General features: G+C 56.7%; 12 protein-coding genes. 3 read left to right on the top strand and 9 right to left on the bottom strand.

Annotated features, from left to right (window positions below):
• Positions 1-61: 61 nt before the first annotated feature.
• The 3 genes from ABUK12_RS07545 to ABUK12_RS07535 form a co-directional block, all read right to left on the bottom strand.
• Positions 62-1009 carry an ABC transporter permease gene (locus ABUK12_RS07545; RefSeq protein WP_410015701.1) on the bottom strand — a complete coding sequence of 316 codons (948 nt, stop codon included), beginning with the start codon at positions 1007-1009 and terminating at the stop codon, positions 62-64.
• 65 nt (positions 1010-1074) lie between these two features.
• Positions 1075-2640, bottom strand: coding sequence for an ABC transporter substrate-binding protein (locus tag ABUK12_RS07540; protein WP_410015700.1), 1566 nt, complete (start codon positions 2638-2640; stop codon positions 1075-1077).
• A complete protein-coding gene (locus ABUK12_RS07535) occupies positions 2637-3827 on the bottom strand; it encodes a M20 family metallopeptidase (protein WP_410015699.1) in 1191 nt (396 codons plus the stop codon). The genes ABUK12_RS07540 and ABUK12_RS07535 overlap by 4 nt, the downstream gene beginning before the upstream one ends.
• Positions 3828-4355: 528 nt before the next feature.
• On the opposite strand from ABUK12_RS07535, the gene ABUK12_RS07530 reads away from it, so the two are divergent.
• From ABUK12_RS07530 to ABUK12_RS07520, 3 genes are read left to right on the top strand one after another with little or no spacing between them, the layout of a single operon-like run.
• Entirely contained in the window at positions 4356-5324 is a 969-nt protein-coding gene (locus ABUK12_RS07530; RefSeq protein ID WP_410016578.1) for a glycine betaine ABC transporter substrate-binding protein, read from the top strand.
• Between the two features lie 8 nt (positions 5325-5332).
• Positions 5333-6106, top strand: a complete 774-nt coding sequence (locus ABUK12_RS07525; RefSeq protein ID WP_410015698.1) for an ABC transporter permease — start codon at positions 5333-5335, stop codon at positions 6104-6106.
• Positions 6103-6882 (top strand): ABC transporter ATP-binding protein, encoded by a 780-nt coding sequence (locus ABUK12_RS07520; RefSeq protein WP_410015697.1) that lies wholly within the window; start codon positions 6103-6105, stop codon positions 6880-6882. Before ABUK12_RS07525 ends, ABUK12_RS07520 begins: the two co-directional genes overlap by 4 nt.
• An 86-nt stretch (positions 6883-6968) precedes the next feature.
• On the opposite strand, the gene ABUK12_RS07515 is transcribed toward ABUK12_RS07520, so the two are convergent.
• The 6 genes from ABUK12_RS07515 to ABUK12_RS07490 form a co-directional block, all read right to left on the bottom strand.
• Positions 6969-7658, bottom strand: a complete 690-nt coding sequence (locus ABUK12_RS07515; protein WP_410015696.1) for an amino acid ABC transporter permease — start codon at positions 7656-7658, stop codon at positions 6969-6971.
• On the bottom strand, positions 7648-8457 hold the full coding sequence (locus ABUK12_RS07510; protein WP_410015695.1) for an amino acid ABC transporter permease: 810 nt from the start codon (positions 8455-8457) through the stop codon (positions 7648-7650). Before ABUK12_RS07510 ends, ABUK12_RS07515 begins: the two co-directional genes overlap by 11 nt.
• Entirely contained in the window at positions 8457-9287 is an 831-nt protein-coding gene (locus ABUK12_RS07505; RefSeq protein ID WP_410015694.1) for an amino acid ABC transporter ATP-binding protein, read from the bottom strand. Before ABUK12_RS07505 ends, ABUK12_RS07510 begins: the two co-directional genes overlap by 1 nt.
• Positions 9288-9300: 13 nt before the next feature.
• Complete coding sequence (locus tag ABUK12_RS07500) at positions 9301-10131, bottom strand: ABC transporter substrate-binding protein (protein ID WP_410015693.1); 831 nt, start codon at positions 10129-10131, stop codon at positions 9301-9303.
• A 428-nt stretch (positions 10132-10559) separates the two neighbouring features.
• Entirely contained in the window at positions 10560-12437 is a 1878-nt protein-coding gene (opgB, locus tag ABUK12_RS07495) for a phosphatidylglycerol--membrane-oligosaccharide glycerophosphotransferase (protein ID WP_410015692.1), read from the bottom strand.
• A 377-nt stretch (positions 12438-12814) separates the two neighbouring features.
• Positions 12815-13252 (bottom strand): nuclear transport factor 2 family protein, encoded by a 438-nt coding sequence (locus ABUK12_RS07490; protein ID WP_410015691.1) that lies wholly within the window; start codon positions 13250-13252, stop codon positions 12815-12817.
• Positions 13253-13642: the final 390 nt, after the last annotated feature.

The following is a 13642-nucleotide window of genomic DNA, read 5'->3' as shown; positions in this document are numbered from 1 at the left end:
GGCCCTCCTGGTTGCCATGGCGCGGGCGCCATGCGGTGCGAAAAAGCGGGATGGCGGCGCATCATGCCTTCACCTTAAGGCGCGGATCGATCCACCCAAACGACAGATCGACCAGCAGGTTAATCACTACGTAGCTGGTGGTAATCAGCAGCACCGACCCCTGGATCACGGTAAAATCCCGCCGCTCGATGGAATCGATAATCAATGACCCGACGCCGGGAATGCCGAACACGCTTTCAATCACGATGGCGCCGGTGATAAGCGATCCAAAGGATTCGCCGCAGATATTCAGTACCGGGATCCAGGCGTTTTTAAACGCATGGCGCAGCAATACCCCCCGTTCGGGAACGCCTTTGGCCCGCGCGGTCTTGATGTAGTTCTCATGAAGCACGTCCAGCATGACCGCGCGGGTCATGCGCGCCAGCAGGGCGGCGATGCGGATGGCCAGCGCCAGCGCCGGCAGGAACAGGTAATGCAGGTTTTGCCACAGGCTGAGTTGGCCGGATTTATAGCCGATCACCGGAAACCAGCGCAGATGGACGGCAAAAAAGAAAATCAGGAACAGGCCGAGTAAAAAGCCCGGAATCGACAGCCCGAAGGTCGCCAGCGCCATAATCAGGCGATCGGTAAAGCGCCCGCGCCGGTAAGCCGCCGCGATGCCGCCCAGGATACCAAGCAGCATGGCCATGCCCTGCGCCAGCAACGCCAGCGATAGCGTGGGTTTAAGATGCTGCATGAACAGCGTGATCACGCTTTCCCGCATAAACAGGGAGTACCCCAGATCGCCTTGCAGGATGCGGGAAAACCATAGCCAGAACTGTTCAACCAGCGGCCGGTTAAGGCCGAGCCTGGCGCGCATCGCCAGCACGTCTTCCGGCCGGGCGTCATTGCCGAGGACCACCAGCACCGGATCGCCCGGCGCAAGATGCACCAGGCAGAACACCACCACCGCCACCACCAGCAATACCGGGATCAGCGCCAACAGCCGGTGTAACGCATACCATACCATTTGTTTATCCTTGCCCGCCGTAACCGGGCCGGCAGCGGGCCGCTAAAAAACCGACCGGGCAAAGGTTATTTATCCGGGACCTGCACATTCCATAAAATCGGGCCGATCAGGTCCGCGTAGCCCTTGACGCCGTCCTTGACGGCAATGGGTTCAGGCTGGGTATGGCCCAGCACAATCACCGGCAGGTATTGCCAGGTCAGGACGTGCAGTTGGTCCACCAGCGGTTTGGCATCCTGTAGCGAGGGCGCCTGCTTAATGCGATCCAGAACGCTGTCGATGTCCGGGCTGTTGGACCAGCCGGGGAAATTGGCCCGCGAGTCGAGGAAGGGATATTGATGCAGTACCTGGCGCATGGAGAATTCCAGGGCGCAGAGATCGAAATTTTTCGGGTCCTGGCGGCGCTGCAATACCGTCGGCCAGTCATAGACATCCAGCCGGGATTTAACGCCGATTTGTTTCAGCACCTGTTGGGCCACGATCGCCAGGTTGTAGAGTTCGGCATATTCCTTGGTGGCGATAATCACCACCTCCTGCCCCTGGTAGCCGGATTCCTTGACCAGCCTGCGGGCCTCGTCGAGCTTATTGACGTTATAGTAAGGTTTGCCGGCCCCGCTATACCAATCCACCTGCTGCGGAAATCCCAGGGAGGAATCGGCGCTGAAAAAACGCGGGTCGCTATAGCCGGCCAGCAGGACGCTGTTGACATCCAATGCGGTATTAAACGCCTGGCGCAGCTTGACGTCGGCGAAGGGTCCGGTTTTCTTATTGAACAAATAGGTGATAAGCGAACCGCCGGATTCCGGGGCAAATAACTGAATGCCCGGCGCCTGTTTAAGCTGGTCGATATTGTCCTTGGGCAGGTTAAACACCAGATCGTACTCGCCGGTCAGCGCGCCGGCCAGCCGGGTGGATTCATCGGTAACATACCGGAAAAAAATATCTTTCACATAGGCGTTTTTTTTGCCCGCCAGGCCGCTGGCCGGTTCAATGCGGGAAACATAACCGTCAAAGCGGGCGAGATGCAGAAATTCGCCCTGTTTGAACTCCGCCAGCTGGTAGGGACCGGTGCCAATCAGCTCGGTCACCGGGCTTTTCGTCTCGTTGGCCTTATCTATGATGCTTTTTGGCATGATGGCGGCAATATTCTTCACATCGGCCAGAATATTCAGTGTGATAAGCGACGGCGTTTTCAGGGTCAATTGCACCGTCAACGGGTCGATTTTCGTAAAGGCGGCGCCGGGCAGGTTGGCTTTACCCTGGGTGGACAACGCCAGCCAGCGGTTCATGGAGGCGACAACGTCGTCCGCGGTCAGCGGCTGGCCGTTCTGGAACACGATATGGTCGCGCAGGGTAAAGGTATACACCAGCCGATCGTCGCTGAGCTGGTAATGATCGACCAGTTCCGGCACCGGCTCGAACTTATCGTTAATCACGAACAGCTCTTCGAAAATATGGCGGTCGACATCCGAGGTGGCGTTATTGGTGGTCAGATAAGGATCCAGGGTGCCGGGCCGGTTGCCGTAGGCGATATTCAGGGCGCCGCCGCCGGTGGCCGGGGCGGTGTACCCGGGCAGGGCCGCGCACAGTAAAAACAGGGCGGCATGGAACCGCATGGTATTGATTAAGCTCATGCTTGCTCCTGCTTGATACGTTCGAGCAGATGCGCGTCGGTCAGCAGCCGGTAGCCGGTTTTAGCCAGCACCCGGGCGCCGGTCACCAGCGCCTGGTAGCCGCGTGGGGAATTGGCGGCTTCGCGAAACGCCACCGTATGGCCTATCAGGTCATCGGGACCTATCTTGATATAGGGATGCGCGGTAGGCACGGCATGGCTGATATCGCCGGCGTCGGTGGACCCCAGACCTTCTTTGGGCGTGAGATCCACCTGTTCGCCATGGGCGGACAGGACATCCAGCAGCAGGGTATTCAAGGTGTGGTTAATGCGAAAATCGCGCGGACCCACCTGGTGTTCTATCTCCACGCGCGTGCCGGTGGCCAGCGCCGCCCCCTCGGCAATGGCGCGGATGCGCGGCTCCAGGGCTATCACTTCCTCGCGGGTATTGGCGCGGATGTAATAATGCGCCGCGGCGAATTCCGGGATCACATTCGGGGCCTGGCCGCCATCGGTAATAATGCCGTGTACCCGAACGCTCGCCGGCAGCTGCTGGCGCAGTACGCTGATGCCGTTATAGAGCAGCACCACCGCGTCCAGGGCGTTGATGCCCAGATGCGGGGAACTGCCCGCATGGGAAGGCTTGCCGTAAAAATTAAAATAAAGATGATTATTGGCAAGCGACGGGCCCGACAGGCGCGTGCGGCCGGCGGGATGGATCATCAGCGCCGCGTCCACTCCCCGCAGGAAGCCATGTTCGACAAAACGGGCTTTGACATTGCCGTTTCGCCCGCCCGGTCCCTTTAGCCCGCCTTCCTCCGCCGGGGTGCCCAATACCACGATTTTGCCGCCGGTTTCCGGCAAGGTTTCCGCGAGCGCAATGGCGGCGGCGATGCTGGTCACGCCGATAATATTGTGTCCGCAGGCATGGCCGATGCCGATCAGGGCGTCGTATTCCGCCAGATAGGCCACCGTCGGCCCGGGTTTGCCGCTATCCCTGACGGCGTGAAATGCGGTTTCATGCCCGGCCACGTTGGATGTCACCGTAAATCCCGCCGCGGTCAGCAGGCCGGTAAGGATCTTATTGGCGTAATATTCATTATTGCCGGTTTCCGGATGCGCATGTATATCCTGGCTGACGGCAATATACGTTTCCCGCTGCCGATCTATGGCATCGTCAATCCGTTTGATCAGGGTATCGGTGGTCATGGGTAACCTCATAATGAGATAAATAGTATTAGGACATGCGCAAAACCATACACTATTTCGCAATTGAGCTTAAAATGAAAATAGCGCATAACCTTAGTGAATTTCTGGACGAAGGTTGCCGTGCGGTTATTTTTTAGAAATAAGCGGAATATTACCAAAGCGCCCAATTCGTGGGGTCCTATTATTTGGTTATAATCAAGTCAAAAATATAAAAAGTATAAATTTCAGTCTATTGAAAAGAGATTGATGAAATAATATTCTCTTTTTCTACAGCGTTGACGGAAGAGAAGAAGAATTATTTTTCACGACTGCCTAATTTATGGCCATATCGACGGCGTTGAGCGTATTGGCCGGCATATAGTCAGTTATTCACTTTGAATATTCATATCTTAGCTAAATAAGGCAGAGCCTTTGCCTTTATACTGTGCCCCGTGCTACTGGCCTAACAATAAAATGATTCGCTTTCATTTCACAGGATATTTTATGCATAAAATAATAACGGCGGCGTTTGGCGCGGCCAGCTGGTTAATGTCATTATCCCCGGCCTTTGCCGCTGCGGCGGTGCCGCAGGAAGTGCGGATTGCCTACAGCGGCGGTTCGCAAGTGCTGATGTTGGCGAAGGCGGACGGCAGTCTGGAAAAAGCGCTGGGCACCAAGGTGAAGTGGGTGCAGTTCGCCTCGGGCGCCGATGCGCTGAATTATTTCGCCAGCGATGCCATCGATATCGCCAATTTTGGTTCCAGCCCGGCCACCGCCGGCATCGTGCGCAAGCTGCCGGTGGAAATCGTCGGCATTTCCGGCGTCATTGCCACCTATGAGCGCCTGATCGGCAAACGGGGCATCAATAGCCTGCAGGATATCGAGGGCAAACGTGTGGGCTACCCGCCCAACTCCACGTCCCAGTACGCGCTGGAAGCGGCGATAGCAGTGCACAAACTCGATCGCGGCAAGATCACCCTGATCCCGCTGCGCCCGGCGGAACTGGTGGCGGCCTGGAAACGCGGCGATATCGACGCCGGTTATGTCTGGGCGCCTTTTGCCCAGGAGCTGGAAGCGTCCGGCGGCCATCAGGTGTTCGCCACCAGGGATCTGCAAAAGGACGGTTATCTGATTTATAACAACTATGTGGTACGCAAAGCCTTTGCCCGGCAATATCCTCAGATCGTGGCCAACTTCCTGAAGGTACATCAGCAAAAGGTGGATGAATTCCGCCGCGACCCCGATGCCGCCGCCGCCATTGTCGCCCGGGAAGTAGGCGCGCCCGTCACCACCGCCACCAATACCCTGTCCGGCCTGGAATATCCCTCCATCGCCGAGCAGGGCACCGCCGCCTGGCTGGGCGACGGCACCAATACCGACGCCAGCGGCATCGGGCAGGCGGTGAATAAGACCGCCCATTTCCTGGAGAGCACCGGCGAGGTACGTCAACGGGATATCCCGGCCACCTGGAACGGGGCGATTAATTCCAGCTATATTCGCCAGGCCGCGGGTAAATAAATACCGTTATGAAAGTTGTTCATCATCTTGCCATCAGCGTCGTCTCGGTGGCGCTGTTTTTCCTGCTCTGGCAAATCGCCGGGGAACGGCGATGGGTCGACCCGCTATTGCTGCCGCCTTTGTCGGATCTGGCTGAAACCACGGTTGAGCTGTTGCGCGACGGCTACCGCCAGGTGCCGCTTTGGGAGCATATCGCGGTGAGCCTGGCGCGGGCGCTGAGCGCTTTTGCCGTCGCCATCGTGTGCGGCATCCCGCTGGGGCTGTTGATGGGGTTGTCGGCGCCCATCGCCGCCGCGCTCAACCCGTTTGTGCAGTTTTTGCGGCCCTTGCCGAAAATCGCCCTTATTCCGCTGGCGGTGGTCTGGCTGGGTATTGGCGAGTCGTCGAAATTTTTCCTTATTTTTATCGCCACTTTTCTGAGCGTGGTGGTGGGCGCCGCCGCCGCGGTGGAGCGCATCGGCGATGCCCGCATCCGCGTAGCGCAGACGCTGGGCGCCTCGCGCCGGCAGATTTTCTGGCGGGTGGTCTTGCCGGATACCTTGCCCGAGCTGTTTACCAGCGTGCGGCTGTCCATCGGCGTCGGCTGGACGTCGCTGATTGCCGCCGAACTGGTGGCGGCTACGTCGGGATTGGGATGGATGGTGATCAACGCCAGCGCCTATCTGCGCACCGATATCGTGATGATAGGCATCCTGCTGCTCGGCGCCATCGGTTATATGCTGGATCTGGCGATCGTGGGAGTACAGAAATGGCTGGTGCCCTGGGCGGGGAAGGACGCATGACGGCACATATCGCTGTTGAGCATATTACGCAGGTTTTTACCGGCAGGCAGGCGCCTCTGACGGTGCTGGACGATGTCTCGCTGTCACTGGCCGCCGGGGAGTTCGTGGTATTGCTCGGCCCCTCCGGCTGCGGCAAATCCACCATCCTGAATATGATTGCCGGCTTTACGCCGGTACGGCAAGGGCGGATCTTGTGCGCGGGTCGGCCGGTCAAGGGGCCGCATCCCAGCCGGGGCATGGTGTTCCAGCAGCCCAATTTATTTCCCTGGCTGTCGGTGCTGGCTAACGTCACCTTCGGCGCGCGCATGGCGGGCCGGAAAAAGGCGGCGGCCGATGCCGACGCCAATGCCTGGCTTCAGCGGGTGGGACTGGCGGGCTTTGAGCAGCATGCGCCCTGGCAGCTGTCCGGCGGCATGAAGCAGCGGGTGGCGCTGGCGCGGGCCTGGCTGCCCGACCCCGAAATATTACTGATGGATGAACCCTTCGGCGCGCTGGACGCGCAAACCCGGATGATGATGCAGGAACTGCTGCGCGCCGCCTGGAAGCAAACCGGCACGACGATTTTATTTGTCACCCACGATGTGGAAGAGGCGCTGTTTCTCGCCGACCGTATCCTGGTAATGTCGGCGCGGCCGGGGAAAATCGTTGAGGAAGTGCGGGTGCCGTTCGGCCCGCAGCGGGATATCGAGACCCTGGCGCAGGCCCCCGGCTACAGCGACATTAAACAACGGGTGCTTCACCGGGTGCGGACCGAGGCCCGGCGCCATATGCTGTAATGGTGCCCGGCGCGGGAGCGAATCCGGCGATTGCGCCCGCGCCGGGTAAGGCTGGCGCAGCATCCGCCCACGCGCCGGGCGGGGCGCTACCGGGACAGCGGCTTCGGCGCGCCCAGTCGGGTGGCCAGCAGGGACAGGCCATAACACAGCAGGTAATAAATGACGCCGATAAAGACAAAAATCTCGGTGGGATAGATCTGTTCGCGGTTATTGACCTGGCCCGCCACGGTGGTCAGCTCCGGCACGTTAACGATAAACGCCAGCGAGGTGTCCTTGATCAGGGAGACCATCAGCCCGATATAAGACGGCAGCAGATTGGGCATGGCCTGCGGCAATAAAACCCGGCGCAGGATTTGCCACTCGCCCAGTCCCGAGGCAAGGCCCGCTTCCACCTGTCCCGCAGGCAGGGCGTTCAGGCCGGCGAGCGTGGTATGCATCACCGCCGCCGAGGTAAACCAGGCCAGGGCCAGAATCACCGTCAGCGGACCGGGTATCGAGCCGCCGAACAGGATGGGCAGCAGGAAAAACAGCCAGAAGATAACAAAAATCAGCGGTATGCCGCGAATGATTTCAGCCCAGATAAACAGCGCCCGGCGCGTCCAGCCCGGATAGCGCCAGGCCAGGCACGCCAGCGTGACGCCGAGCGCCAGCGCCAGCGCGCCGGCGCACAGCGCCATCATCAGCGTCAGCAGCACGCCGCCCGGCTGGCCGTCGGCCAGGCGTCCCCATAGCAGGTAGGTCAGGTTAGCGAGGATCACGTCGATATTAAAGGTCATGGCGAGCTCCGCTTATCGGATTGCCGGCCGGCGGCGCATCGAGGCCGGCCGCGGGCAACAGCGGTTGCCTGCCGTCGCGGCGCTTTGGGCCCATATATATCAGCAGGGATCCCATCGCCACGCCCAAGAGCAGATAAAGCCCGGTGCCCACCGCAAACGCCTCAAGCGCGTGGGCGTTAAAACTCTCCACCCGGCCTATCTGATAGGTCAATTCGGCGAAGCTGATGCCGCTGGCCAGCGACGAAAGCTTCATCAGGTTCAGGTATTGTCCGACCAGGGGCTGCCAGGCATTGAGCAGTCCCTGCGGCAACAGCACATGGCGCAGGATTTGCCACTGGCTGAACCCTTGCGATAGCGCGGCCTCCGTTTGTCCCGGCGGCACGGAGTTCAACCCCGCCTGGATTTCCTCCAGCAAAAACGCCGCGCAGAACAGCGACAATCCCCAGGCGGCGCAAAGGAATTCCGGCGCCAGCCACAGGACGTTGCCCGGCAGAATCGACCAGGGGTGCATATCGCCGATGTACAGGCGCACGCCTTGCGGCAGCGCGCCCCAGGCGGCAAAATACCAGAACAATAATTGCACCAGCAGCGGCGTGTTGCGAAACACCGAGACAAACGCCGCCGCCAGGGCGCGGCCAATCGGCCCCGGCGCCAGGCGCAGCGCCAGCATCAATAGGGTTATCAGCGTCGCCGCCAGGCAACCGAACAAGGTGACGTACAAGGTGGCGGCAAAGCCGGACAGGATCCATTGCCAGGGCTGGCCGGTCAGCACGCCGGCCCAATCCAGGTGCCAGGCCATCAGCTCTCCTCCAGGCGCGCATGCAGCGGATTAAGCACCTTCTGCAAAAAACGCTGCGCGCGCGGATGCACCGGCGCGCTGAAAAAGGTCTCCGGGTCGGCCTGCTCCAGGATGACGCCGCCGTCCATAAACACCACCCGATCGGCTATTTTGCGGGCGAAGCTCATTTCATGGGTGACCACCACCATGGTGATGCCGCTATGGGCCAGTTCCTGCATTACCTGCAGCACTTCGCCGATCATTTCCGGGTCCAGCGCCGAGGTCGGCTCATCAAAAAGAATCAGCGTCGGGTCTGTGACCAGGGCGCGGGCAATCGCTACCCGCTGCTGCTGGCCGCCGGACAGCTGGGACGGCAGAAAAGACGCCTTATCGCCCAATCCCACCCGCTCCAGCAGACTCTGCGCTTTGTCATGCGCTTTCGCCCGCGTCCAGCCGTGCACGGTGATCAGCGCCAGGCTGACATTATCCAGGGCGTTAAGATGGCCGTAGAGATTAAACTGCTGGAACACAAAACCGATATGGGTGCGAAGTTCACGCAGCGCGCGGCCTTTCAACGCCGAGGTGGGATGACCGTCGATCAGGATTTCACCTCCGCTTACGGTTTCCAGCTGATTGATCAGGCGTATCAGGGTGGATTTCCCCGACCCCGAGGGGCCGCAAATCGCCACCACCTCGCCGCGTCCGACGCTGAAATCCACCTGGCGGATCACGTAGTGGGGGCCGAAAAATTTATCAACCTGGCGGAACTCGACGGCGGGGATGGCATGTGGGGCAGGGGTATCCGCCACCGGGGCGGCGGATGGTTGCAGATTGTCGTACTGGGATTGCATTGATTCAGCCTGATTATTTCGCTGTTATGGTAAACAGACGCGGTTGAGGCGATTTGGTCTGGGGTCCGAACCAATTATTATAGATGGAGGTAGCCTGGCCGTTTTTTTCCAGTTTCAGCAGCTCGTTATTAACGAAGGTGAGCAACGCGGTCTCGTCTTTTTTCACCCCGACGCCTATCTCTTCTTTACTCAGCAGCTCCGGCAGCACTTTATATTTGGCTTTATCCGGCGCGCCGTCGAGCAGGCCGGCGAGGATGGTGCTGTCCTGGGTGATGGCCTGCACGTTGCCGTTGCGCAGCGCCGTCAGCGCCAGCGGAATATCATCATAGGACAAGACGCGCGCATTCGGGAAACGATGATGCAATTCCTGCTCGCCGGTGGTGCCCTTTACCGCGCCGATACGCGCGTTGGCGTAACCGTCCAGTTTATCCGGCGAGTTTACCGGCACCAGGAACTGCTGCCCGGTGACAAAATAGGGAATGGAAAAATCAATGACCTTGGCCCGCTCCGGCGTGATGGTAATGTCGGCCACGATAATATCGGCTTTATCCGACTGCAGCAGAGGAATGCGGTTGGCCGGATTGGTGGGCACCAGCTCCAGCTTCACGCCCAGCGCGTCTGCCAGCGCCTTGGCAAAGTCCACGTCGTAACCGACGATATTATGGGTTTTGGCATCGACGGAACCAAACGGCGGGTTGGAATCGAAGGTGGCGACACGAATAACGCCGGCCTGCTTGATATTGGCCAACTGGTCGGCATGGGCGGCAACGGAGACGATACTGCCTAACGCTAACACAGTCAGCAGCGATAACGCTGAAGGCCGGCTATTAATGAATAAGGCCATTTGCTTTTCCTTGATATAATTTTAATATAATTTAACCACTTCATGGGGTTATTCCATGGCGCTGGTTTTCTGCTGAGGAATATTACATAGGCAACGATAATTAACCACGTATAAAAAAGCATATGTTTATCACCACTAAGCATAAGAATAACTTATGACCTATCGGGCCAGTGGCCGGCGGGCATTTATGCCAGTGAACACGGGGCGTGGGCGCGGCACCGCGCGCGATTTAAATAAGAATAATAATTATTACTCAAGACAATAAGAAATGAATTGAAGCCGGTGGCGCGGGATATTTTATCAAACCGCAGCATGAGGATGTTTAATAAATAACCATCGCTGCGGCATTTTATCGCCGGGACAGGGGCGGCAGGCTAAACCGGCGGGCGCTATCACCGGCGCTGCAACCCCCGTCCGGTGCCAGGGGGTTAATTTGTCGCGGGAGCGGATAAGTTCAGTCTGCCGACGGTCTGCTCAAACTGCGCCTCATCGCCCTGCGGCAGTTTTTTGAACGACACCTTGCCGCGATACACGTCGGAGTCGATTTTAACGATGTTCGGCTGGGTGCTCAGGTTGCCGACGGCGACACAATAATTGGTTACCTGGCTCAGCGATGGATCCCAAATATCGGCCATTTTATTACAGTCATCAATCCATAAAAATTTATCCCGGGCATTCAATTTCGCCAATTGCTGTTTTAACGGTGCGGATAAATACACGTCGAACATCGGCTCAATATTATTTTTATCAATTTTTAAAATCAACGGTATTTTAAATTGAACGCCGGAAAAGCCGATGGTTTTGGCATTTACATCAATTTTATATTTTTTTATCTTGGTCGGGAAATCCCACTGCCGGATAACATCCGGTATCCATGCGGTTATCTTATCATCGAGATTTAAAAAATAGGTTGATAACGATGTGGAGGATAAACTGCTCCGGCCCAGGCCGATATAGTTATCGCCCCCCAGCACATCCAATACAGTCGCGCCGTTATCCAGCGTGCTGCGCTTAACATTACTGACCTGGGGCTGCTCCTTGTCGCCGCGCAGGATAAAGAACAGATCCTTTCTGTCGTGCTGATTTAAAATATCATAGGCGGTATTGTTCATGGCCAGGTGATCGGAAGACACCACGATCACCGTGTTTTTGAAATAGCCCGATGCGCGGATTTTTTTGATAAGCCCCGCGATATGCTCCTGGCTGCAGGCCACGGCGCTTAGGGAGCTGTTTTCCATATTGTCATACGCATAGGAGCGATTGATGCAGGATCGCGAAATATATCCGTCCGGATGATGGGTGTCGACGGTCAGCGCAAATAAGGCAAACCGCTGTTTTTGTTGCGACAGCGCAATAAATTTATCATAGACCAGATCCAGCAGGGTATCGTCATACCAGCCCCACTCGTTGCGGTAGTCGGGATCCTTGACCAGTCCCTTAAGCTCCTGGAAACCATAGATATGCTCAAAACCATGGGACTTCAGGAACAGGCCTTTACCGGCAAACGCCATATCGGCCCCCTGGTAAAAATAGGTATCGTAACCGGAAGCCTGCAGTATATCGCCCAGGCAAATATCATGGGGGTAAAAGGTCGATAACGAACTTGAGGCATTGCCGTCAAAGGGGGCGAATAACGGAATGCCGCACTGCGACGCCACCATTCCGGCAATGGTGTAGCCGGTGCCGGGCAATTGGGTGGTATTGCTGAAATCTATAGCATCGTTTTTCTGACTGTTAAGCTCGGTGGTTAAACCGGCAAAGGCGTCCTGATCAAAATAGGTTCTTTCCAGGCTTTCGGCATAGATATAAATAAGGTTGGGGCTGTCTTTCGCCAGTGTTTTGGACGGGGTTCTGTAATAGGTATTAAAGTCCGTATCGCCGCTTGCCAACTGGGATTTAACCAGGCCGGCAATTTCACCGCTGGCCGGCGTGGCAATCACGGCGACCACGGCCAAAACGAGAGCCAGCAGGCCGTAAGCCGTGCGGCCGCCGCCGGCTTTTCTGAATAGCAACAGCCATGACATCAGGCTGAACACCAGCAGGGAAGCCAGGATGAAACCGGCAAAGGGCAGGATGTACTTGCCTAATCCGGCGCCGGTTAAACTGCTGGTCAGGGTATACAGCACCGAATCATTGATGCCGGCGCCGGTAAAGTAATTACTGGCGACCCTGACTAAATTAAGCAGAATATAAATACCTAAAACAAACAGCACTAATGAAAACAAATATTTATTTTTTTTGGCTTTCGTTGAATAAATAATAACCGCCGCTATAAATAATACTATCGACAGGGTTTCCGCTGACATTGTTCTCCCTCCATCGGGCAGTAAGGGAAATACCTCCGGCTATAGCAGCAGCGTTTCAAGGCGGTCTTCCGGTAAGGGATGGGTGATAGTTATCTGTATAGCAATTAATCCGCTACGGCGCGAGATTTCATTACCGTTTTGTGACAAGCCGCGCCGGCGGATGGTGCGGGTAAAAAGAATTGAACGGCGAAATACAAGAAATTATTTTTTTAATCAATTGATTTAAAACAGTAAAACTTCACCGCTCGGCTAAAAAGCAGGAGATGAATTCTTTTTGCGTTGACAAAAAGTTACATTTTTTTTACAGCGGAAAGCCCGGTGGGCGCGGGGAAAACGACGCAGCGGCCCTCATATCCGAGAGCCGCGCTGGCAGGGGTTTATTTAGGCAATGAATAGGCCTGGCGCGCCAGGAGCTTCCAGGCGCCCGCCGCATTTTTCTGCCATACCTGCATGACGCCGATTTTCACTTCGCCCGGCTTGCCGCCGTCCGCGGTTTTCGCCTGCAGGATATGCCTGACGATGGCCACGTCGCCGTCGACCTGCACGGTTTGGTCTTTGAGATCCAGCGTCAGGAATTTGGATTGACCGGTGACGATGGCATCGACAAATTCGGCGTTGTTCTGGATTTTACCGCTGGAGTGGCCATAGCTCAGCGTCGGCGCGCCCACTTTCTCCAGATCGGCTTTCTTGGCGCTGACCATGGCCTGGCGCATGGTTTCCACCGCCTTGGTTACCGCCGTGGCATCGGCGCTTTGGGCGAAACAGCTGCTGCTCAACAGCAATGAAAAAAGGGCCGCGCCTGCAATTTTATACATGGTTATTCCTTACCAGTGACATCGTTAAAGAGGGGCAATGCTAACCAATTTCATGAGGTTACCGTTGTGACTGATCTCATGTATTTCAAAAAAAATAGTTTTTATTTATTTTTAATAAAACATTGTTTTGAAATTATCTCAAGCAATTGTCCGCGGAACATTGTGCGCGGGATGGCGGCAAGCGTTTCAATGTGATTAAGCTCACAATTTTTGGCATTAATAAATTATTACTACCACGGCAATCTGTGCCACCGGGTGTAAACCCCTGATTGACATTGCGTGACGGTCATAGCAATCAGAAAAGATCAAAAAACTCGGAAATTATTAAAAGCACGGGATTTTTGCGGGCAGGGGAAATTTACTGAGTGGAATGATGGCGTTACACATAGC

This window comes from Sodalis sp. C49 (genome assembly GCF_046352915.1).
Taxonomy (GTDB): domain Bacteria; phylum Pseudomonadota; class Gammaproteobacteria; order Enterobacterales; family Enterobacteriaceae; genus Acerihabitans.
This window is presented reverse-complemented; position numbering and strand designations above follow the sequence as displayed.